Consider the following 22235-nt stretch of genomic DNA (forward strand, 5'->3'; position numbering starts at 1 on the left):
GGGCGGCGGCTGGGAAGCCCCGGCCAAGTCCTGATCCGCTACGTGCAAAGACAAACCCCGCCTTCGCGGGGTTTTTTATTGGCTAACCGCGGCATCAGGCCGGGAGAGCCGGCCACACTACATGGTCAAGGTCCGGCACGGACTCGGGCATATCCCGCAGTTGCTTGCGGTAGGCCTGCCAGGCGGTTCGCTGCTCGGCGCTGTACGGCGCGTCCGGCAACTGGGTTTTGTCGGACGCGGCTAGCAGGCGGTCACGCTCAATACGCAGCAGCTCCAACTTGGCTGCACGAATCAGCTGGCTCGCAGTGGCCGCGTCGACGTCTAGTTCGGCCAATTGGTCGGCGGGCACATTGATCATGCCGTTAGGCAGTTTGGCAATCATCAGCATCGGAATCTCCTGGAGTTAAGCGGTCGGCGCGTCGACAAAGGCGTTCAGGGTTTGCGGCGGCGCAACGCGGCTGGCCAATGCAATCGGCTCGACCTCCCAGCGCACATTCACATGCGGTCCATTCGCAATTTCGCGCGCGCCGCCCTTGCCATCATGAAAACCAAAATCCAGCGGCTGATTGGAAATCACGCGATAATTCAAACCGCCGCCACGCAGATATGCGCCACTTAGCACCATATTGCATGCAGCAAGCGTCCCCTCCGGAATACTGTTGTACACCGGCTTATTCATGTCTATCCGATATTGCTTGCAATACATCGCATGAGAAACATGCGATACCGTCGGGTTATAAGTTTCGCTGAAGCGCTTGATTTCGAGAAACTTGGCGTCCCCGCCCCAAGCCACGTCGCTTCCCTCCATTTCCAGCAACAACCCAGCCTGGTGCACGCTGCTGGCATTCAATGGCCGCTCCGTCTCGGCACCATTCCATGCAAAATTACGGACGATAGACACTTGATGCGCACCACTCTCACCCGCGGCGCGAAAACGCCACCACACCGGATAGAAGAAATCCTTGCTGCCGCCGATGGTGAAATCGATGACGATGCGGCGTTCCGGGGTGTTTTCCTTACGCCAAGCCTCCATTTGCTGAATCTTGACATCCACGCGTCGATCGATATCGGCAATCTTGCCGTTTACCGTGCCGGTCAGCGCGTTCGACGCCTGTACCAGTTCCGCGATATTGCTTTCCAAGCTCATCATGCTCTCCAATAGTTCATCACAGAGTTCGGCCGGGACCCTGGGTCCGACCATGCTTTTCGTCCACAGCAAGAAAGGTATGAACGAACTCGAGACTGACAAGGAAGCATTCTGGCACTGGCAAAATGCGCTGTATCTTAAAACATTTTAAAAAAGCAAAGGAAGCCACCTCCCCAAGTGGCTTCTTATTCATCCCTTCCAATCAGGGTTGAATTTTCTCAAGCTCGTCGAAGTCTGGGTTGGCACCACCTCTCCAAGCCAGAACCGCATCGATGAATGTACCCATTGCTTCGACCTCCTCCTTTTTTCCTCTACGCACGATGTTCAACTGTTGTTGGATGCTATAGGCGCTAAGGATTTTCCCCTCCGCCGCTGCCCGCAGATAATGATCAGCATCCACCTCCGGCACCTCGGTGCCTTCTGTATAATCAAACCAGCCGCCATCCAAATTCAGGCAGGCCGCTCCTTCATCAAATTCATTAATATTTTCAATATAGTCCATGATGTTTCTCCTTAACTAAAAACGATTGTCGCGTTGGCATTACCTGCCACACCGCTACTCACCGGGGAGTACTTGACTTTGTTTTCTATTGATTTGGCAGAGCTACCTGTCGCATTGATGAATCCTCCGTTGGTTGCCTCATAAGCGATGACCGAACAATGACTGGCTGAGCTACCAACCACGCTAGCCAGACCCGCCAGATCAACATAGAAACCCTTCTCAACATTTTGAATAGCCAGATCACTACCAAATACAGCGCCTTGATACCGTGCGCCAATACCTACCTTACAATCCTTGATTGCAGAAGGCTCCCCATCATTTGGGTGAACCTCCACTTTAGAACCGGAACTGCTGTAAATACCATAATTGGCACAATCTCGGATTTGTACTCCATAGGCAAAAACAACACTATTCTTGCCGGCAAGGCACCCCGTATCACTGCACTGGCTAATCACAGCACGATGCGCTGTTACAAAAGATTGATAGTCAGCCTTGATTCCAATGGTTATGACTTTGACACCATCAGGCCTGACACTTACAAACTGCTTCCCCCTTCCTTTTAACTTCACGTCATCAACAGTCGCTCGAGAAAAATCATGCACCAATATTCCATGACCGCCAAAATCTGTTACCTTTAAACCAGGGCAAAAATAAAGACTGCCATAAATCAATTCAACACCATTATGCACACCTTCTATTTGTATAGAGTTAGGGTCGGACACCACATAAGCTCCTCTTTGCAAATTCACGCCACGCCAAGTGAAATTTTTATCGGCATCGTTCTCTCCGACAATTTTAAACCCACTAAAATTGACCCCCCGCACCCCATTAAAAATCACCCCATGAGAAAGCTTGGCGTTATCCGGCACAAACTTAAGCACACATGCCTCCGGGTTTTTGATATTGCCTTCAATCCTGATCCGATGCGCATAGGGCTGCCCTCTCAAATGAATTGAAGTACTGGTGTGCACCCCGTCACTCACTTTAATTTTCACATCATGTCGCAATACCTTGCCACTCAAGGATGTCCACGCCTCATAAATCGTCTTGAAGGGCTTGCCCGGTCCCACTTCCAGAATCTGGCTGGCCGTGGTTCCCCAATTGGCCATCGTGCTGTCCATTTTAGCGACTTGAACATCCACCCTTTTATCAATAGCGCCGATCTTGCCATTGACAACTCCAGTCAATGCATTTGCTGACTTGACCAGATCTGCAACATTGCTTTCCAAGCTCATCTCTTTCTCCTTAAAGTCAAACAACAACACACAGCCATTTCGGCTGACATCAAAACCGCCTTTACCAACACTCTTTCATGACAAGTCCAGCAATTAATGAATATTTAAATTAATAAATTCAATAAATGGCGAACTAAACAGCGGATCAGCGTATTCATGAGATAGGCGGGGAAGCCCTGCGACAAGTGCTGGATGCTGTCTCTTTACCGCATGCGATGTGCCAGCAACATCAGCACAGCTCGCCTAGACGGCTCAAAATAGTTTCATCCTCAACGCTTGGCTGCCCGCCGCCCCCCACGATCCGTTGGCTCAAATGCCCAGATGTTGTTTCACGAGCAAATGCTGGAGACTGACGATGGCCGCCGCGTTGGCAGTGGCCAGTTCCAGGCCAGCGCGTTTATCGGCGGCATGCTCCTGCTCCAATGCTCGGCTTTGGCTTTGCAGGGCGACCACCTGCGGTTCCAGCGCCTGCTGCTTGTCCGCCTGCGCGCGGATGCGATCGTCGCGCTCCAAACCGCGGGTGGCCTCGCTGATCTGGGCGGCGGCCAAAGCCGCCAACTCACTGGCCAAACTCAAATTGAGGCCGGCGCCGCTGGACTGGATGGTGACGCTGTCCGGCGGCAGCGCGTTCAAGGCCAGGTCATAAGCCAGCAGCAATTGCACATCGGCGGCCTTATAGGCCAGCGCCGCCTTCGGGTCCGACCAGACCGCCAGCAAAGTGCCGTCCGCCAGGATGAAGCCGATCTCGCGCACCCAAAACGCCTTGTCGTCGTCGGCGATGGCGGTCAGATGGATCTGGGTATTGCCCAGCCGTTCGCCGCCGGCGATAGGGTAGCGCGCCTGTTCGCCGCGCAATTTGGTCTGGCTCTGCGCAGGTGCGTAAGCGCCGTCGCCCAAGGCGATGTGAGTGATCTGCGCGGACACGCCGTCATTGCTGGCGCGCCAGATCGCGGCCAGGCCGGCGGCGGTGATAAGAGGTGCTAAGGGGGTGCTCACAACGATGCCTCCATGGTGACGTGGACCACGCCATAGATCTGCGCGGCGGATGAAAGGGTCAGCGGCTGCTGCGGCGCCAGCCGCATCGGCGCCGTCTCGGCGCTGCGGCGGATCAAGGCGCGCGCCTGAGCGGCCGAAGCCAGGCCCAAGCGGCCGTTGAAGCGCGCGCCCAGCTTGAAGCGATAAGTGCTGCGCGCCGGCTTGGCGAGCTCCACCATGCGCCGCAGCCGGCGGTAAAGCTCGGGATTCAACAAGGCCTGGCCGGGCAACAGATTGTCGTTGGCCCAGGCGGTCAATTCGAAGGTATAGGGCGCGGCCGGCGGCTGGCGCTGCCACCACTCCTCCAGTTCCACCGTCACGCCGAGGATGCGGAACACTTCGCGCAGCGCCCAGGGCGTGCCCTTGTGGCGGTGCAGTTCTATGCTCTGCTTGATCAGATCTCGGCGCTGCCGCTCGCTCTGGGTCAGCAGCCAGCCTTCATCGCCGTCGATATGAAATTGCTCGGCCAACAGGGGCAACAGCTCCGGCTTGGCCGCGTCCACTAGATAAACCAGCAAGCCGCCTGGGTCGATGTCGCCCAAGCGTTCGCTCAGCCGGGCCAGCGGGCCGAAGCGCGCGTCGCGCGCCAGCAGATTGGGGGTCACATCAGCCATCCTGGCCTCCGGTCATTTCCAGCTGAATGCCGGTGCAGTGCGACCAGCCCTGCGGCGGCACCACCTGGGTGGCGGCCGGCTCCAGCAAAGTCACCTGGTAAACGCCGGACACCGACAGCGTGGCGATCAGTTGCGACGGCACGATGTCGCGGCCCAAGCGCTCCGCCTGCGCCTGCACGAAAGCGCCGACGGCGGCCTGCGCCTGCTGTTGCACGGTTTTGGGATCGACATCGCGATACGGCGTCAGCCGCGCGCGCACCCGGTAGCCGTAATCCTCCGGCGGCAAGACCTCCACCAGATCGGTCAGCGGCCGCACCCGGTCGGCGCTGCAGGCGGCGGCCACCACGCTGAGCAGGCTGTCCGGCGGCATGCCGGTCTTGGTCAGCGGGTATAGCCGCACCACGCCGGGCGGCACCTGATTGGCGCTTTGCAATTCGCCGTTCTGCTGTTGCAGGCTGGCGCTGATCACCGCCACGTCGGCGATGTCCTGATGCGCGCGCAGCGCGTGGTGACGATAGGAGGCGGCGCTGCCGGCCACGCTGAACGACTCCGGCGCCAGCCTAATGCGCGCGCGCAAACGCTCGTCGTCCTCGGCGTCGGCACCGCCGGCGCTGGTATCGATATTGACCACGCTGGCGTCCACGTCCAGTTCATCCACCAGAGCATTGATCTGGCCCGGCACAAAGCCGTTGCCGGCGGCGCCGGCCTCCACCGCGCTGACCGGCACGTCGACGCTGCTGCTGCCGGCGGGCGCAATCTGGCTGGCCAGCGTTTGGAACTGCACGCCGCCGCCGGCCACCAGGGTCTGCGCCGGAATCAGCTGCGCCAGCGCCAACGGCTGGGAGAAGGCGATGCGCACCGTGCAGCGCGCGTGCTGGGCCGGCAAGCGGCTGACGCCGACCAGTTCGCCCAGGTAGTCCAGCATCGGCGCGCGAGCGAAGGCCACCAGGTTTTGACGGCCGGCGTCGTTGAAGGCGGCGCGAACCACGCTTTCGCGATAGGCGATCAAATCGATCAGCAAACGCTCCACCTGGCCGGGATAGAGCGTCTTGCCGCTCATCTTCTGGTAGGCGTCGATCAGCTCGGCGGTGACGAGATGCGGATCGTCATCAATGAACTTGGGCAAGTCTGGGGTCATGGAATAACGTCCTTGAATGGGGAGCGGCGGCGGCCAGACGCGGCCGCCGCGGGGCGCCGAAGAGGAAGCGGATGGCGAAATGATCCGCCATCATGCTCCCCGCCGGCTTTTAAAGCCGTTTGGAAAAGAACTTGAACAGACTGCCGGCGCGACCGGCTTCGGCTTCCGGCAAGGCGGCGGCGAAATCGCCGGCGGCCAGCTGCTGCAGCCGGGACACGGCCTCGTCGGTCGCCGCGCGCGCCGCCGTCTCATCCGCGGCCTGACGCACCGCCTCCTTGCCCTTCAGCCGCGCGTCGCGGATCGCGTACAGCGCCTGTTCGCAGGCGGCCGCCTTGGCTAGGATGCTGTCCGCCGCCTGCTGGCCGTCCCAAGCCTTGGCTTCGGCCCAGGAGCGCACCGCCGGCGGCGCCTCGCCCTTGTAAGCGGCGTCCTTGAACGCCTGCGCCTCGGCGGCGGCGCGCTGGTATTCGGCCAGACGCGGCGGCGAAATCGCATGCCAGTTGGCAATCGCGTCCGCCTCGGCGTCCAGGCGCGCGCACTGCGCCAATTTATGCTGCTCCAGCCGCTCGGCTTGCAAGGCGGCGTCAAATCGCCATTCTGCACCGGTCCACACATGATTGTCGGAAGGCTGGGCCGGACGCAGCTCGCCATCGTAAGACAGCAGGTTTTCCACCATTCTCATCGCACCACCTCCCAAGTCAGCAAGGCATTGACGCAGTTGCTGTAACTGATGGCCAAGCCGTTGTCGTAATCGGCGGGCAACAGGTTCTTGGTGCCCTCCCCCATCAAATGCTCATCGCCGTTTGCGCCCGCGGCGTCGCCGATTTGATGCTCCATCTGCAAGACCTGCCACATCGACTTGCCGGCGATGTGCTCGAACATGCCGGTGCAGGTGGACACCACCATATCGCCCACCACGTTATTGGACGTGATGAGCACGGCGGCGGGGCCCGTCCAGTTCGAGTAACTGGACATGTTCGCCGTACCGCCGCCGGTGCCGGTAGGGCAGCCCAACCAATAGGCGGCGCCCGTCCAGCCCCCGCTGCCATGGCTAATTTGCGAAATTTGCGTCGGATGCGGCGTGATCGTCGACGCGGTGATCCGCCCGGTTTTGATGAAGGGATCGAACGGCAGATAGACGGTGCCGGAGCCATTCATCGTCGCGGACCAGCTGCTTGCGCCGCGATTGATCACTTTTTGCACAACGGGCGCGCTGCCGGCCGCGCCGGTGATCACCCTGGCCAAACAGATATCCAAGGCCGTGGAGAAAAAACCGCCTCCCGCCGCGCCATTGGCGGCCCCCTTCAAGGACGCCGGCGCCGCGTCCGTCAACGCCCCTTTCTGCACATAGCAAGTCAAGGTGCCGGACACAATCTGGCCGCGCAGGAAGTACTCGCTGCCGGGCGCCAATACCGGGCTGGTCCAGGCGCTGGTGACGAAGGTTCCCGCTTTACCGGCGCCGGATTGAGTGTCCTGCCCCAGGCTGATGGCGATGCCGGCCGGCACCGACACCGTGCCGCCCTGGCCCGCCACCGCTGCCACGGTCATCGCCATCCGGTTGTCCGCCGTCGCCACGCAGGGCAGCGGCAAGGCGGTCAGGGGCAAGTCCCGCTTCGCCAACTCCTCGGCGATGCGCTGCTCCACCGCGGAGCGCGTGGCCAGCACCACGCTGGGGTCCACCAGCAGGGTGACCGCCGCGGTGTTGGACACTTCCAAAATCATCCGCACATAGAGCTGCTTATTGGAGCCGGCCGCCAGCAGCGGCTTGTAACTCTCGGGAAATTTGCCGACGGCGATCAGATCGCCGCGGCTGTCGAACAGGCCCACCTCGCGGATGTAAAAACCGCCCACCGTATCCGGCAGCACCGCCTCCGCCACCACCCAGTTGGGGTTGTTTGGGTCCACCGCCAGGTGGTTGAGCGCGCCGCGCCAGGTTTCGTGCTTGAGCGCGGTCTGGCTCTCGCTGGGCGTGTAATACCCGCCGTTGTCGCCGTCGCCCACCGCCATCTGGCTGATCTGCAGCGGCGCGCCGTTGGCTTGCGCCGCCGCCAGCTTGGCCTTGCCGCTGGCGGTGAGAAGCGTGAAAAACTCATTGGCCATCGATTGCTCCTGGAAAAGATTCAAGGGGTCTCATGCTGCGGGATAAAGCGTGACCGTCTCGACGCTGGCGTGCGCCAGGCCCAGCGTCACCGGCGCCTGCTGCCGCAGCGCCGTCGTCTGAAACGGATAGACAGTAGCGGTCTCCACGCTGTCTAACGCCAGCGCGGCGTTCAAGCTGGCGCGCTGCTCCAGCGACACCGGCTGGAACGGCAGCACGGTGGCCAGTTCGCCGGCCTGGGTGGCCAAGGTCAGCACCGGAACGGCGCTGCGGTTGCTCAACACCAGCGCCAGCCGCTCCAGCACCGAGCGGGCGTTCTTGTACTCGTTGATCATCGCCTCCAGCGCCGCCAGCGTGGCGGCGTCTATGCCGCGGGCGGCCAGGTCGATTTGGATTTTGAAGTGATAAGGCTTGCCGCCGTATTCGAACCATTCGCTGATCTGGCCGGACAAGGCCAGCGTGGCCAGCACCTGTTGCAAGGACCAGCGCGTGCCCTTGCTGCGGTGCAGGTGGATGGACTGTTTGATCAGCTCGCGCCGCTGGCGCTCGCCCTGGCTCAGCCGCCAGCCCTCGTCGCCGGCGACATGGAATTGCTCGGCCAGCGCCGGCAGCCAGCCGGCGTCCACCTGATCCACCAGATAGACCAGCAAGGTGCTCAGATCGGCGTCGCCCAAGCGGGTGGTGAGCTGCGCCAGTTGGCTGAAGCGTTCGTCCTTGGCCAACATATTGGGCACGGTTCCGCTGCCCGTAGCCGCCGCGCTCATAGCCGCAACTCGGTTTCGCGGATCACGCCGTCGGCCAGCCGCCATTGCACGCTGAGCCGCGCGTCGCCGTTGCCGCCCACGCTGTAGAACACTCGCGCCACGGCGACGCGCGGTTCGCCGTACAAGGGGTGGCTGATCGCCTCCACCGCCTCGCGCACCACATGCGGCCGGGCCCGATCCACCGGGTAGTCCAGATAACGGAACAAATCGCTGCCAAACTCCGGCCGCAGCGGATCGCTGCCCTTGGGCGTGCCCAAGATGATGCGCAAGGCCTGATGGATGTCGTCGAGGTTTTCGACGATGTCAGCGGGGGATGCCTGATCGCGGGCCTGCAAGGCCGGCTGCCAGTGCAAGGAGGAGATGTCGGATATGCGGGTCATGGGCCTATGATGCCGCAAGGCCCGCCGCGGGGCTTTTAAAGCCGGTTAGGGAAACAATTGAATTACAAGGACAATTTCGCGGATGCCGCCGCATCCGGCGCAAGCCTTGCCTCCATGCCTTGACCCTCCGCACCCGGTCGGCAACAATCCCCCCGTTGCCGCCCACATGCGGCACACGGGATTGGCGTCCCGTTGCTATGAAATTACGCAAGCAGTACACCCATGGCTCTGCCAACTTGGCAGGCGTGTGGTGGGAGAGTGCTATGCACTCGCCGGTTTCATAGCTCGGTACGCCAATCCTGCCACGCGCCTGCCCAATACCTCAGCCTTCCCCGGCAGGTGGTTTATCTTGTGTCACAGCAGGAGAAACACCATGCAACAGCCTCAAAACTTTCCCCCGCGCCGTCGCTACAAATTGAACGCCCTGGGACAACAGGAAGCGCTGCTCCCCTTCGTCCGCTTCTGCCCCGGCCGCACCTACCCGCATTACTGGCAAATGCCCACGCCCAGCAAGGATCTCCTCGCCGACCACGCCTATGGCCGCGAATGCGCGGCTCACCTATTGCAATGGCTGAAGGACAACCGGGAATACGTCGGTAAAGGCCTGCTCAGCCGCGTGGCGCGCGACATCGATTTTGACGACCGCGACGGACGCGGCCAGTGGATGGGCTTCTTCAACTATCTGGAAATCATGATGCTGCTGGGCGCTGACCGGGTCCGGGTTTACCGCCATGTAGACAGCCAACACCAGATCTACCTGGCGCTGGGACAGCGCTTCAGCCTGGAAGCGCGCTTCCGCCGCATCCGCCTGCGAAACCGCTAAGCGTCTTGCGGTGGGTATCGCTGCGCTCCACCCACCCTACGGCGGATGGTTTGGTCGGGGGTATTTGTAGGGTGGGTGGAGCCGTAGGCGATACCCACCAAACCCCGTCACCAAGGCCCAAGAATCGATCCCATCACGTTTCCGCGTGGGTATCGCTGCGCCCCACCCACCCTATGATGGATGGTCTTGTAGGGTGGGTGGAGCCGCAGGCGATACCCACCAAACCCCGCCGCCAAGATCCAAGCATCGGTCCCATCGCGTTTCCGCGTAGGCATCGCCGGGCTCCGCCCACCCTAGGGCAGGAGGTTTGTCGGACGGATGACGCCTTCAGAAACGGGCTGTTGAAACCAAGGCCTCCGCCTGTTCAAGCGCCGCAGGCCAGGCGTACTTGCTCCAGCAATGCGTCCGCCCGCGCCCAGTCGCTGTAGCGGCTCGGGCGCGCCGCGGCCTCGTAATCCCGCATGGCCCCATCGATATAGTCTTGCAGGCCCGGCGTGGCCGGGCCGTACTCCGGCGCGCCGCCGGCGGTTTTCAAGGCCAGCAGGCCGGCCAGCTCATCGCGCAGCCGGACATCGTCCAAAGTCCCAGCGACCAATTCCGCCAGCGCCAGCGGCGGCATGCCGCGCCGCGTCTTCACCCATTGCGCCGCCAGCAAGGGTCGCAGCACGTACAGGTATTTTTTCAGTCGCAGTTGTTGTTCGAGCTTGCGGCCGCGGTAGTTCTTGCGCGCCACGGACAGATAATGCCAATAGGCCGCCTCTCCGGCGAAGTGCTCCGGCCCCAGATCCCGCAAGACCCGGCAGGCCGCCGGGTGCTGGCGGTAGACCTGCGGCGAGGCCAGCCACTCCAGCAGCGCGGCGTTGCCGCCCAGGCTCAGCCGCAGCGCCTTGCGCAGCTCCCAGCCGCTGATGTCCAGCCCGTCGGCCAGCGGTAGTTCGATCACGTCGCGCCGGTCGCCGGTCTCGTACCACGCTTCCGGATGCAGGTAGACGAAGCGCACATCGTAATCGCTGTCCGGCGCGGCGTAGCCCCAGCAGCGGCTGCCGCCTTCGGCCGCGTAAAGGATGCGCACGCCGTGGCTCGCCTCCACTTGTTCCAAGCGCGCCAGCACCAGCCGCCGCGCGGCCTCCGCCGGGCGCTCGGCATGGTCCGGGCGGGCGCATGCTTCCATCGACATGCTTTGATTCTCCCTGTCTCGCCGCGGCGCGCCGGAAGATGGCGCGCCGTCCCGCCGATTGCAAAATTTCCCTTTACCCCATTTACGCTATTTAATACAAATGGCGGCATGCCGTTGGAAACCGATGCCGCCGGCGGGCCCACACCATAATAACCGGGCCGGGAACCGGCGTCCGCTCGCAACGGCTTTTGGGGAAGAACACATATGAAGCGATGGGGACAACCATGATCACCACCATCAAGGGCAAGATTCTGGCCAGTTCCGGCCTGCTGATCCTGATCGGTTTTTGCGTGCTGGCCGGCGTCAATATCTACGCCAGTTATCAGAGCGCGGAGAAGGCGGTGCTGGACAACGCCAAGCTGTTGGCCGAAAGCGAGGCCGGCCAGGTGCAACGCTTGCTGGGCAAGACTTACGATTCGGCCCAGGTGGTGGCTGAATCCGCGGTGGCGGTCAAGCACAATCTGCCGCCCAACGCCCGCCAGCTGGTATCCGACATCGTCAAAGGCCAGTTGCCCAATAATCCGGACGCGGTCGGCTATTGGGCGATCTGGGAGCCCAACGCGCTGGACGGCCGCGACGCGGAGCTGGCCGGCAAGGAGCACAACGACAAGACCGGCCGCAGCGGCGTGTACTGGTATCGCAAGAGCGGCAAGATCGACGTGGTGTGGGGCGGCGAGGGCGTGGACGACAGCGCCTACTACACCGAGCCGCGCAAGACCGGCAAGCCGATGCTGACCGAGCCTTACGTCGATCCCGACATCAAGATCCTGATGGGCACCATTTCCTTTCCCCTGTCGAGCAACGGCAAGGTCTTGGGCGTGGCCGGCTGCGATATCGCGCTCGGTCATTTGCAGGAGCTGGCCGCCAAGGTCAAGCCTTATCAGAGCGGCTTCATGAGTTTGTATTCCAATAGCGGCGTGCAGCTGGCCGGCCGCGACCCGGTGCTCAACGGCAAGGCGGACGCCGGTCTGCCGGCGGCGGCCAAGACGGCGATCAAGGGCGGCCAGCCGGCGGAGTACGACAGCGACGACGGCTTCCGCCACTTCATCATGCCCATCACCGTGGGCGAGGCCGGCATGCCGTGGGCGGTGCGCATTTCCATCCCTTTGAGCGAGGCGTTCGCGCCGGTGCGCGCGGCTAGCTGGCAGTCGGCCTTGATCAGCCTGGGCATTCTGGCGCTGATCCTGTTGCTGCTGGGCGCCACGCTCAGCCAGTTGCTGCGCCCGCTGGGCCGGCTGCAATCGGCGATGAGCGAGCTGGCCTCAGGCAGCGGCGATCTGACCCGGGCGCTGCCCATCGCCAGCCGCGACGAGATCGGCCTGGCCGCCGGCGCGTTCAATACCTTCACCGGCTCGCTGCGCACGATGATGCTGGACGTGCGCCGCCACGCCGGCGATGTGCTGGGTTCGGTGCGCCAGTTGTCCGGCGACGTGGATCAGATCCGCGGCAGCTCGGCGCGCCAGTCCGAGGCCGCCAACGCCACCGCCGCCAGCGTGGAGCAGTTGTCGGTCAGCGTCAGCCACATCGCGGAATCGGCGCGAGTGGCGGAGCAGCGCGCGCGCGAGGCCGATACGCTGTCCAGCGAGGCTTCGGCCAATGTCGACGCCACCGTGCGCGAGATCGGCCGCATTTCGCAGACGGTGCGCGAGCTGGCCGAGGTGCTGAGCGGCATGCAGCAGCGCTCGGACCAGATCAGCGGCATCGTGTCGGTGATCCGCGACATCGCCGACCAGACCAATCTCTTGGCGCTGAACGCGGCGATCGAGGCAGCGCGCGCCGGCGAGATGGGCCGCGGCTTCGCGGTGGTGGCGGACGAAGTGCGCAAGCTGGCCGAGCGCACCGCTCAGGCCACGCTGGAAATCTCCGGCGTGATCCAGACCATGCAGCAGGACACCACCAAGGCCTCCGACAGCATGGACGGCGCGCTGCGCCAGGTGGACCAGGGGGTGAAGCTGGCCGAGGAATCGGCGCAATCGATCCAGCAGATCAGCGGCCACGCCCAGCAAGTGGTGGAATCTGTGGGCGACATCGCCGCCTCCACCTCCGAACAGTCCAGCGCCAGCCAGGAAATCGCCCGCCACATCGAAAACATTCACGGCATGTTGCTGCAAACCGACGAATCCATCAGCCAGGCGCAGCAGGCCACCACTTTGTTGGCGCGTCTGGGCGAGGAGCTGGATTCCCTGATTGGAAAATTCAAGCTGTAGCCGCGGCTTGGTCGGATTTTTTGATCGACTCTTGCGGTTTTTTGCGCTTTTTTCGCGCCGCCCCGGCCCGTATAGTCCGTTCATGGCCGGCCGCCCTCCGCGGCCGGCGTCATCAATCAAGGCCGGCGCGCCGGCAGGAGAACGCAAGATGGACAAATGGATCGCATTGCTTGCCCGCGTGCTGTTGGCTCAGGTCTTCATCCTGGCCGGGATAGGCAAACTCGGCGCCGGCTACGCCGCCACCCAGGGTTATATGGCCGCGATGGGCGTGCCCGGCTTCTTGCTGCCGCTGGTGATCGCTTTGGAAATCGGCGGCGGTCTGGCCTTGGCGCTGGGCGTGCAAGCGCGCTGGGTGGCCTTGCTGCTGGCCGGTTTCTCGGTCGCCTCGGCGCTGCTCTTCCACTGGGAACCGGGCAATAGCCAGCAAATGATCCAGCTGACCAAGAACCTGGCCATGGCCGGCGGCCTGCTGATGGTGTTCGCCCACGGCGCGGGCAAGCTGTCCTGGGACGGCCGCAAGGACTAAGAGCCTGCTCAAAATGTGCCGCGCGTCGGCGGGAGAGTGAGGCAGGAGCGTTGAACAGGCTCGGCACCGGCCCGGGCCGCGACGGCCCGCCCTCCTCTTGCCCGCCGACTCGTGCCACAATGCCGCATTGCATTGAATCGAGCGCGCCATGTCCCTGCATTTCCACGTGATTCCGGTCACGCCGTTTGCCCAGAACTGTTCCATCCTGTGGTGCGACGCCAGCGGCCGCGCCGCGGTGGTGGACGCCGGCGGCGATATCGAACGCATCGCCGACTGGACCGCCCGCCAGAACCTGACGGTGGAAAAACTGCTGCTGACCCACGGCCATATCGACCACGCCGGCGGCGCCGCGCGCCTGGCCGAGCAACTGGGCGTCAAGATAGAAGGCCCGCAGCGCGCGGAAAGCTTCTGGCTGGATCAACTGCCTCAGCAAGGCCATATGTTCGGCTTTCCGCGCAGCGAGGCGCTAACGCCGGACCGCTGGCTGGAGGAAGGCGACACTGTCAGCGTGGGCGAGGAAAGCCTAAACGTGATCCACTGCCCCGGCCACACCCCCGGCCATGTGGTGTTTCACAGCCCAAGCGCGCGGCTGCTGATCGCCGGCGACGTGCTGTTCCAGGGCTCGATCGGCCGCACCGACTTTCCAATGGGCAATCACCAGCAACTGATCGACGCCATCCAGCAAAAGCTGTTCCTGCTGCCGGACGACACCACGGTGGTGCCGGGCCACGGCCCCTTGACCACCCTAGGCGAGGAAAAGCGCAGCAACCCCTATGTGGCCAACCCTCGCTACCGCTGAGCCGCGATGCCTCCCGAATTTGAACGCAAGGTGATCGCGCTGCTGCTGGCGCTGCCGCCGGGCCGGGTCACCACTTACGGCGCCCTGGCGGAACAGGCCGGCTATCCGCGCCATTCACGCCACGTCGGCCGTTTGCTCAGCCATTTGCCGGAAGGCCTCAGCGTGCCCTGGTTTCGGGTGCTGGGCGCCGGAGGGCGCATCTCGCGGCCGGGCAGCGAGCAGGCCGACTGGCAGCGCTTGCTGCTGGAAGAAGACGGGGTGGAATTGAGTGCGGCCGGCAAAGTGGATTTAAGGCGTTACGGCTGGCCGGACGCGCATTTTTGTAGCAAAAAACTGTAGTTCCACAACATTTAATGTTTCATGCCAAATATCTATAGCTCAAAATACATCGCATTTACATAAAATGACAAAAATGCGACAGGCGCATTGTAAATACTTTGCAAACGAATATTTCTGAGCTAGTCTGCGCCCGCGCCGACAGGTCTGTCCGCGCGCACTACACGCTACACGCACAATATTCTGGTGAAACAATGAAAACTCGCAATCTGCTGCTGGCCCTGGCTCTGGTGGGCGGCTGTACCCTGGCGCAAGCCGGTGATTACTCCTTCGGCAATGTCAGCTTCAACCAGCTGAACTGGTCGCCGAGCACCTTGGATCGCACGCAAGCCGGCCCGTTCGGCGCCAAGCGCAACTTCCAATACCTGGAAGCCGAAGGCGGCATCGGCCGTTCCTGGGGCGATGTTTACGGCTTCTTCGATCTGGAGAACTGGAACCGCAACGACAAGGAAATGCCGGCAGGCGATCGTCGCTACACCACCAAGGTAGTTGCGCGTTTCAACCTGGCTGAAGTCGGCGGCGTGCCGGTCAAGCTGTACACCCACGTATACGATACCCGCGGCCACAATTTCTTTGACCAGAACCGCGTAGTGGGCCTGGGCACCGACCTGAGCTTCGGCAAAGTCTGGTTCAAGCCTTTCCTCGGCTTCCACCAGGAACTGAAATATGGCGTTGGCGCCAATATGAACGGCTATATGGCCGGTTATGTCGCCGGTTTCGACTTCACCGCCTTCGGCCAGCCGTTCTCGGTGACCCAGTGGCACGAAACCGAATTTGACCGCGCCAAGGAATACACCACCCTGGCCACCCCGAACGGCGTAAGCGAACGCCGCACCGGCCAGAACGGCGCCATCGGCCTGTGGTGGACCCCGGTCAAATCCATGACCGCCGGTCTGCAGTACCGCTACGCCGTCAACAAGCTGGGCGTGGCCGGCAACGAAAACGCCGTCATCTACTCGCTGAAATACAACTTCTAAGCCCTATCGGCCTGGAAATGAAAGCCACCCTTCGCGGTGGCTTTTTTTATATTGGCCTTCTCCCGCGGCAAGCTTGGCCTCAAGGCCGATTGACACCTTACTTACTAGTAAGTATCTTCAACGCCAACACCGGCAAGCCCAAGCAATCAAACACTTGCCCGCCGCGCTGGCGCCGGACGGCGGCCGCGGCCACAATGATCTGCGCGAGAAATCTACACGAGGACGAAAACATGACGGCATACCCGCACCTGTTGGCCCCGCTGGACCTGGGCTTCACCACGCTGAAAAACCGCGTGCTGATGGGCTCGATGCACACCGGCCTGGAAGAAGCCCCGCAAGGCTTTGAGAAAATGGCGGCCTTTTACGCCGAGCGCGCCCGCGGCGGCGTGGGCTTGATCGTCACCGGCGGCGTCGGCCCCAATCCGGAGGGCTGTGTCGCCGAAGGCGCGTCCATGCTGGCCGACGAGGCCGAAGTGCCGCACCACAAGCTGGTCACCGACGCGGTGCACGCCGCCGGCGGCAAGATCGCGCTGCAAATCCTGCACTCCGGCCGCTACAGCTTCCAGGAAAAATGCGTGTCCGCCTCGCCGCTGATCGCGCCGATCAACTTCTACAAGCCGCGCGAGCTGTCCGACGCCGACGTCTGGCAAACCATCGCCGACTTCGCCCGCTGCGCGCGGCTGGCGCAGCAGGCCGGCTACGACGGCGTGGAGGTGATGGGCTCGGAAGGCTATCTGATCAACCAGTTCATCGCCCGCGCCACCAATAAGCGCAGCGACGACTGGGGCGGAAGCTTTGAAAACCGCATCCGCTTCGCCATTGAAACCGTGAAAGCGGTGCGCGCCGCGGTGGGCAGCGATTTCATCATCATCTACCGGCTGTCCATGCTGGACCTGGTGCAGGACGGCAGTTCCTGGGAGGAGGTGGCGCATCTGGCCGGAGAGATCGAAAAGGCCGGCGCCACGCTGATCAATACCGGCATAGGCTGGCATGAGGCGCGGGTGCCCACCATCGCCACCATGGTGCCGCGCGGCGGCTTCGCCTGGGTCACCAAGAAGCTGATGGGCAAGGTGAAGATTCCGCTGATCACCACCAACCGCATCAATACCCCGGAAGTGGCCGAAGAGATCCTGGCCGGCGGCTGCGCCGACATGGTGTCGATGGCGCGCCCCTTCCTGGCCGATCCGGACTTCGTCAACAAGGCCGCCGCCGGCCGCGGCGACGAGATCAACACCTGTATCGGCTGCAACCAGGCCTGTCTGGACCACATCTTCCAGGGCAAGCTGACCAGCTGCCTGGTCAATCCGCGCGCCTGCCGCGAGACCGAACTGAACTACGAAAAAACCGCCCAGGCCAAGAAGCTGGCCGTGGTCGGCGCCGGCCCAGCCGGCCTGGCCTTCGCCACGGTGGCGGCGGAGCGCGGCCATCAAGTGACCTTGTTCGACGCCGCGGCGGAAATCGGCGGCCAGTTCAACGTGGCCAAGCGCATTCCCGGCAAGGAGGAGTTCTACGAAACCCTGCGCTACTTCAAGCGCAAGCTGGAACAAACCGGGGTGGAGCAGCGGCTGAACACTCGAGTGGCCGCGGCGGACCTGGCCGGCTTCGACGAAGTGGTGCTGGCCACCGGCATCGCGCCGCGCACGCCGGAGATTCCCGGCGTGGACCATCCCAAGGTGCTCAACTACCTGGACGTGCTCAAGCACGGCAAGGCGGTGGGCAAGCGCGTCGCCATCATCGGCGCCGGCGGCATCGGCTTCGACACCGCGGAATTCCTGACCCACGAAGGCCGGTCCAGCTCGCTGGACACCGCCGCCTTCATGCGCGAATGGGGCGTGGACATGGCGGTGGAGCATCCGGGCGGCCTCAGTCCGCAAGGCCCGCAACCGCACCCCAGCCCGCGCGAGGTCTACCTCTTGCAGCGCAAAACCAGCAAGGTGGGCGAAAGCCTGGGCAAGACCACGGGCTGGATTCACCGCGCCAGCCTGCAGATGAAGCGGGTGCGCATGCTGTCCGGCGTCAGCTACGACAAGATAGACGACGCCGGCCTGCACATCACGGTCAAAGGCGAGGCTCAGCTGCTGCCGGTGGACAATGTGATCATCTGCGCCGGCCAGGATCCGCTGCGCGAGCTGCAGGCGCCCCTGCAGGCCGCCGGCAAGAGCGTGCATTTGATCGGCGGCGCCGACGTGGCGGCCGAACTGGACGCCAAACGGGCGATCGATCAAGGCTCGCGCCTAGCCGCCCGCATCTGATTCCCGCCCGCCCTCTCGCCGGCCGGCCATGCCGTAAAGACATGGCCGCCGGACTGTCCTAAGCAGGCTCTCAGAACGTGTTTACGATCTCGCGAGCTAAGGCGGAACAAGGCGAAAACGGTTGAGAAAGCGGAGTGTACAGACGGTACATGAGCATTTCGAAACCATTTTCAACGCCGTATCGCCGACGCGCAGCAGATCGTAAACAGGCTCTCAGGCCCGGCTCCGCCGGGCCTGTACGCTGCCCCCGCCGTTCCCGCCCGCGCGTCCCCGCGCAAAACACCATCCTTTAGTACAGATCGGCCCTGATAAAACGTTTTAGCTCTTGTTTGACGTTCATTAATTTGTCATCGTTGCGGCCATCGAATTAATTCATATATATGACCATATGACCGACATGCGTCAGGCGGACCTCCGCCTGCCTCTGTACCAGCAAGTGCGCGACGCTTTGGCGCGCGACATCGCCAACCGGGTATGGAAGCCCGGCGAAGCGATTCCCACCGAGGCGGAGCTGGTGGGACGCTTCCACACCTCCATCGGCACCATCCGCAAGGCGGTGGATCAATTGGTGGCCGACGAGATGGTGGAACGCCGCCAAGGCAAGGGCACCTTCATCAAACCGGCCAACTTCCAATCCTCGCTGCTGCGCTTTTTCCGCTTTCACGACGCGGCGGGCAATTACCGCATCCCGGAAGCGAAAATCCTGCACCGCGAACAATTGACGCCGCCGCCGGCCATCGCCGACAGCCTGCAGCTATCGCCGGGCGCACAGGCCATCCACCTGACCCGCTTGCGCTATCTGGACCGCGAGCCCTTGCTGGCCGAGTCCATCTGGCTGCCGGCGACGCGTTTCCAGGCGCTGCTGGCCATTCCGCTACCCAGTTTCGGCGACCTGCTCTATCCGCTGTACGAGGACTGCTGTCATCAGGTGGTGGCCTCCGCGCGTGAAATCCTGACCGCGGAAGCCATCGCCTCGCCGCACGCGGAACTGCTGCAACTGACGCCCGGCACCCCGGCCATCGTGCTGGAGCGGCTGGCCAAGGCCTATGACGGCAGCCCGCTGGAATGGCGCAGCGTGCGCGGCCGCGCCGATAAATTCCGCTATCAGGCGGACATCCGCTGATTCCGCGCCGCCCGCGCCGTGGCAGCGGCGCGCGGCGACGCATCGACAACAAGCAAGAACCATAAAGGGCAGCATCATGTTGCATTGGTATAAGCAGGTTTCACCGGGCGAACGCAAGACCTTCTGGGGCTGTTTCGGCGGCTGGGCGCTGGACGCGCTGGACGTGCAGATGTTCAGCCTGGCCATCCCGGCGCTGATCGCCGCCTTCAGCCTGAGCAAGGCGGAAGCCGGGATGATAGGCAGCGTGACCCTGGTGGCCTCGGCGCTGGGCGGCTGGATCATGGGCGCGGTGTCGGACCGCGTCGGCCGGGTGCTGGCGCTGCAAATCACCATCGTCTGGTTCTCGCTGTTCACCCTGCTGTCCGGCTTCGCCCAAAGCTATGAGCAATTGCTGGTGTTCAAGGCGCTACAGGGCTTCGGCTTCGGCGGCGAGTGGGCCGCCGGCGCGGTCCTGATGGCGGAGATCATCCGGCCGGAACACCGCGGCAAGGCGATGGCCTCGGTGCAAAGCGCCTGGGCGGTGGGCTGGGGCGCGTCGGTGCTGCTGTACTCGGCGATCTTCCTGCTGTTCCCGGCGGAAATCGCCTGGCGCGTGATGTTCGGCATCGGCATCCTGCCGGCCTTCTTCATCATCTATATCCGCCGCCACATTCCGGAACCGCCGCGCCGCGAGCGCCAGGCCGCCCCCGCGGTGCCGCTGCTGGACATCTTCAAACCCGACGTGCTGCGCATGACCCTGATCGGCTCCTTGATCGGCGTCGGCGCGCACGGCGGCTACGCCGCGCTGATGACCTGGCTGCCGATGTTCCTCAAGACCGAGCGCCACTTGTCCATTCTCGGCACCAGCGGCTATCTGGCGGTGATCATCGTCGCCTTCTGGTGCGGCTGCATGGCCAGCGCCTACCTGCTGGACCGCATCGGCCGCCGTCTCAACCTGCTGCTGTTCTCCGTCTGTTGCGTGGCCACGGTGCTGATCTACGTGTTCGCGCCGCTGAGCAATCCGCTGATGCTGTTCCTGGGCTTTCCGCTGGGCTTCTTCGCCGCCGGCATTCCCTCCAGCCTGGGCGCGTTGTTCAACGAGCTCTACCCCAGCGGCATGCGCGGCGCCGGCGTGGGCTTCTGCTACAACTTCGGCCGCATCCTGTCCGCCGGCTTTCCCTTGCTGGTCGGCTATCTGAGCGACAGCTGGACCCTGGGCGCCTCCATCGGCGTCAGCGCCGCGATGGCTTACGCCATCGTCGCGCTGGCCGTGTTCTGCCTGCCGGAAACCAAGGGCAAGCCGCTGAACGACTCGCTGCCGGACCCGCGCGGACCGGAAGCCCGCGACGCCCGCGCCTCGGCCTGAACGGCGGACGCGCCATTTCATCGAAATTGTGAGGTCACCATGGCATTAGACGAAATCGCCAACCAGATCACCGATGACGAGTTCGCCCTGGACACCATCCAGGGCGAGCGGGTCATCATCACCTCGCCCATCATCCTGGGCACGGCCGGCAGCGAATGGGAGGGCTCGCCGATTTTCCGGCGCGACTACCTGCTCGCCCTCTTGTCCCACAGCATCCGGCATCAAGTGCTGGACGCCGCCGACATCGACGCGGCGCTGGACCTGGGCGCCGTGCGCGGCGGCGCCTGTCAGGCCTGCGGCTGAATCCGGCGCCGATGATAGACGGGCACGCCCACATCTTTCTGCGTCAGCTGATAGGCACCGCCCCGCTGCGCTACAAGCCGTACCGGGACGCCCCCTTGCAAGCCTATCTGGCTCAGCTGGATCAGTTCGGCATCGCCGGCGGCGTCCTGGTGCAACCCAGCTTTCTGGGCACGGACAACCGCTATTTATTGCAGGGGCTGCGCGAGAGCGAGGGGCGGCTGCGCGGCATCGCGGTGATCGCGCCGGACTGTCCGCTGCCGGCCATGCGCGCGATGGACGACGCCGGCGTCGTCGGCCTGCGGCTGAATCTGATCGGCCGGCCGCTACCGGACCTGCACTCGCCGGCGTGGCGCCGCTGTCTGGCGCATGCCGCCAGCCTGGACTGGCAAGTGGAGGTGCACCGCGCGGCGCAGGATTGGCCGGTCTTGCTGCCGCCGCTGCTGGACGCCGGAGTCAAGGTGGTCATCGACCACTTCGGCCGGCCGCATCCCGCTTTGGGGGTGGACGATCCCGGCTTCCGCCGCATGCTGGACGCCGGCGCGGCCAGCGGCCGCGTCTGGGTCAAGATTTCCGCGGCCTATCGCAACGGCCTAGCCGGCCGCGGCGAGGACATCGCCCGCGCCGCGCTGCCGCTGCTGGACAGCGCGCTGGGGCCGGGGCGGCTGCTATGGGGCAGCGATTGGCCGCATACTCAGTTCGGCTCCATCCGCTACGCCCGCACGCTGGAGCTGTTGGAACAGTGGCTGCCGGACGCGGAACGCCGCCGACGCATCACTCACGATACGCCCGCCCGGCTGTTCCGCTTCGACGCGGCTACAGAAAGTGGCGATCCTCCGCCAGATGACTGGCCGGACAGCTGAACATCAACACCAGCGGCGCGGCGCCGGTATTACTGAGTTGATGCTGGGTATTGGCCGGCACCACGAAGGAGCTCCGCTCCGCCACCTCATGGGCGCGCGCCGCCCCGGTGGCCACATCCACCAGCCTCATCTCGCCTCGGCCGCTGACGATATGGTAGTGCTCGTCGCCATGACGATGATAATGACCGTTGATGGCCACCCCGGGGGCGATTTCGGTTAAATACGTGCTGAAGCCGGCGTCGCCGGCCAATTTCAAAATCTTGATGCCCACGCTCTTGTCGTAAACGCCGTTTTCAAGTTCCAACTGCCAATCAATCACCTTCATGATATTCCTAACAAACCGTAATAGCGGACAAAACAAACATTAAAAGCGAGCTATTATTTCAAACCTGCGCGCCTTATGCGCCTTCTCCGTGCGCCTTAATCCTTTAGTACAGTTAATCAAGGCCAAACGGCCATTCGCATTGACACTATCGGAACAAAAAATCTATAAGTGCCCAGCTTAGAGCCTGTTCAAAGCTTAGCGAACAAGAGCGAGACACGGCGTTGCGGCATTAGGAACGCGCGCGCATACTGCGCGCCGCGTTTCAAAAC

Annotated in this window: 24 protein-coding genes; 11 read left to right on the forward strand and 13 right to left on the reverse strand. The window is 63.1% G+C overall.

Annotation, left to right across the window (positions count from 1 at the left end; all coding sequences use genetic code 11):
• Positions 1-94: 94 nt before the first annotated feature.
• The 11 genes from NK214_RS15770 to NK214_RS15820 all read right to left on the reverse strand — a co-directional run bounded on the left by NK214_RS15770 (position 95) and on the right by NK214_RS15820 (position 8913).
• Positions 95-388, reverse strand: a complete 294-nt coding sequence (locus NK214_RS15770; RefSeq protein WP_227105664.1) for a tail fiber assembly protein — start codon at positions 386-388, stop codon at positions 95-97.
• A 15-nt stretch (positions 389-403) separates the two neighbouring features.
• The gene (locus tag NK214_RS15775) at positions 404-1147 is read right to left on the reverse strand and encodes a hypothetical protein (RefSeq protein WP_253314954.1); all 744 of its coding nucleotides are present in this window, start codon (positions 1145-1147) and stop codon (positions 404-406) included.
• Positions 1148-1349: 202 nt separating this feature from the next.
• Positions 1350-1649: a hypothetical protein gene (locus tag NK214_RS15780; RefSeq protein ID WP_253314955.1), complete on the reverse strand. Its 300-nt coding sequence runs from the start codon at positions 1647-1649 to the stop codon at positions 1350-1352.
• 11 nt (positions 1650-1660) lie between these two features.
• Complete coding sequence (locus NK214_RS15785) at positions 1661-2884, reverse strand: hypothetical protein (protein WP_253314956.1); 1224 nt, start codon at positions 2882-2884, stop codon at positions 1661-1663.
• Positions 2885-3193: 309 nt separating this feature from the next.
• Positions 3194-3880 carry a phage tail protein gene (locus NK214_RS15790; protein ID WP_253314957.1) on the reverse strand — a complete coding sequence of 229 codons (687 nt, stop codon included), beginning with the start codon at positions 3878-3880 and terminating at the stop codon, positions 3194-3196.
• Entirely contained in the window at positions 3877-4533 is a 657-nt protein-coding gene (locus NK214_RS15795) for a phage tail protein I (RefSeq protein ID WP_235085792.1), read from the reverse strand. Before NK214_RS15795 ends, NK214_RS15790 begins: the two co-directional genes overlap by 4 nt.
• Positions 4526-5671 carry a baseplate J/gp47 family protein gene (locus NK214_RS15800; protein WP_107801561.1) on the reverse strand — a complete coding sequence of 382 codons (1146 nt, stop codon included), beginning with the start codon at positions 5669-5671 and terminating at the stop codon, positions 4526-4528. The genes NK214_RS15795 and NK214_RS15800 overlap by 8 nt, the downstream gene beginning before the upstream one ends.
• A gap of 109 nt (positions 5672-5780) precedes the next feature.
• The gene (locus tag NK214_RS15805) at positions 5781-6353 is read right to left on the reverse strand and encodes a hypothetical protein (protein WP_253314958.1); all 573 of its coding nucleotides are present in this window, start codon (positions 6351-6353) and stop codon (positions 5781-5783) included.
• Positions 6350-7771: a phage tail protein gene (locus NK214_RS15810; protein ID WP_253314959.1), complete on the reverse strand. Its 1422-nt coding sequence runs from the start codon at positions 7769-7771 to the stop codon at positions 6350-6352. The genes NK214_RS15805 and NK214_RS15810 overlap by 4 nt, the downstream gene beginning before the upstream one ends.
• Before the next feature lie 30 nt (positions 7772-7801).
• The gene (locus tag NK214_RS15815) at positions 7802-8533 is read right to left on the reverse strand and encodes a phage tail protein I (RefSeq protein WP_253314960.1); all 732 of its coding nucleotides are present in this window, start codon (positions 8531-8533) and stop codon (positions 7802-7804) included.
• Positions 8530-8913 carry a GPW/gp25 family protein gene (locus tag NK214_RS15820; RefSeq protein WP_107801567.1) on the reverse strand — a complete coding sequence of 128 codons (384 nt, stop codon included), beginning with the start codon at positions 8911-8913 and terminating at the stop codon, positions 8530-8532. Before NK214_RS15820 ends, NK214_RS15815 begins: the two co-directional genes overlap by 4 nt.
• 373 nt (positions 8914-9286) lie before the next feature.
• On the opposite strand from NK214_RS15820, the gene NK214_RS15825 reads away from it, so the two are divergent.
• Positions 9287-9736: a hypothetical protein gene (locus tag NK214_RS15825; RefSeq protein WP_253314961.1), complete on the forward strand. Its 450-nt coding sequence runs from the start codon at positions 9287-9289 to the stop codon at positions 9734-9736.
• A 364-nt stretch (positions 9737-10100) separates the two neighbouring features.
• On the opposite strand, the gene NK214_RS15830 is transcribed toward NK214_RS15825, so the two are convergent.
• Positions 10101-10913 (reverse strand): nucleotidyltransferase domain-containing protein, encoded by an 813-nt coding sequence (locus tag NK214_RS15830; protein ID WP_253314962.1) that lies wholly within the window; start codon positions 10911-10913, stop codon positions 10101-10103.
• A 224-nt stretch (positions 10914-11137) separates the two neighbouring features.
• Here NK214_RS15830 and NK214_RS15835 point away from each other — a divergent pair, with 224 nt between their 5' ends.
• The 10 genes from NK214_RS15835 (at position 11138) to NK214_RS15880 (ending at position 21641) form a co-directional block, all read left to right on the forward strand.
• Positions 11138-13120, forward strand: coding sequence for a methyl-accepting chemotaxis protein (locus NK214_RS15835; RefSeq protein ID WP_253314963.1), 1983 nt, complete (start codon positions 11138-11140; stop codon positions 13118-13120).
• A 148-nt stretch (positions 13121-13268) separates the two neighbouring features.
• The gene (locus NK214_RS15840; protein WP_107801175.1) at positions 13269-13646 is read left to right on the forward strand and encodes a DoxX family protein; all 378 of its coding nucleotides are present in this window, start codon (positions 13269-13271) and stop codon (positions 13644-13646) included.
• A gap of 148 nt (positions 13647-13794) precedes the next feature.
• Positions 13795-14445: an MBL fold metallo-hydrolase gene (locus tag NK214_RS15845; RefSeq protein ID WP_227105681.1), complete on the forward strand. Its 651-nt coding sequence runs from the start codon at positions 13795-13797 to the stop codon at positions 14443-14445.
• 6 nt (positions 14446-14451) lie between these two features.
• On the forward strand, positions 14452-14784 hold the full coding sequence (locus NK214_RS15850; RefSeq protein WP_227105683.1) for an MGMT family protein: 333 nt from the start codon (positions 14452-14454) through the stop codon (positions 14782-14784).
• A gap of 191 nt (positions 14785-14975) precedes the next feature.
• Entirely contained in the window at positions 14976-15758 is a 783-nt protein-coding gene (locus tag NK214_RS15855) for an outer membrane protein OmpK (protein ID WP_227105685.1), read from the forward strand.
• 230 nt (positions 15759-15988) lie between these two features.
• Positions 15989-18010, forward strand: coding sequence for an NADPH-dependent 2,4-dienoyl-CoA reductase (locus tag NK214_RS15860; RefSeq protein ID WP_253314964.1), 2022 nt, complete (start codon positions 15989-15991; stop codon positions 18008-18010).
• Between the two features lie 388 nt (positions 18011-18398).
• The gene (locus tag NK214_RS15865; RefSeq protein ID WP_253314965.1) at positions 18399-19133 is read left to right on the forward strand and encodes a GntR family transcriptional regulator; all 735 of its coding nucleotides are present in this window, start codon (positions 18399-18401) and stop codon (positions 19131-19133) included.
• 76 nt (positions 19134-19209) lie between these two features.
• Entirely contained in the window at positions 19210-20478 is a 1269-nt protein-coding gene (locus tag NK214_RS15870; RefSeq protein WP_253314966.1) for an MFS transporter, read from the forward strand.
• Between the two features lie 39 nt (positions 20479-20517).
• Positions 20518-20781 carry a hypothetical protein gene (locus tag NK214_RS15875; RefSeq protein ID WP_235085766.1) on the forward strand — a complete coding sequence of 88 codons (264 nt, stop codon included), beginning with the start codon at positions 20518-20520 and terminating at the stop codon, positions 20779-20781.
• 11 nt (positions 20782-20792) lie between these two features.
• Complete coding sequence (locus tag NK214_RS15880; protein WP_253314967.1) at positions 20793-21641, forward strand: amidohydrolase; 849 nt, start codon at positions 20793-20795, stop codon at positions 21639-21641.
• On the opposite strand, the gene NK214_RS15885 is transcribed toward NK214_RS15880, so the two are convergent.
• On the reverse strand, positions 21595-21966 hold the full coding sequence (locus NK214_RS15885) for a cupin domain-containing protein (protein WP_107801183.1): 372 nt from the start codon (positions 21964-21966) through the stop codon (positions 21595-21597). The genes NK214_RS15880 and NK214_RS15885 overlap by 47 nt on opposite strands.
• Positions 21967-22235: the final 269 nt, after the last annotated feature.

The sequence above is a fragment of the Chromobacterium sp. S0633 genome (assembly GCF_024158805.1).
In the GTDB taxonomy this organism is placed as follows: Bacteria; Pseudomonadota; Gammaproteobacteria; order Burkholderiales; family Chromobacteriaceae; genus Chromobacterium.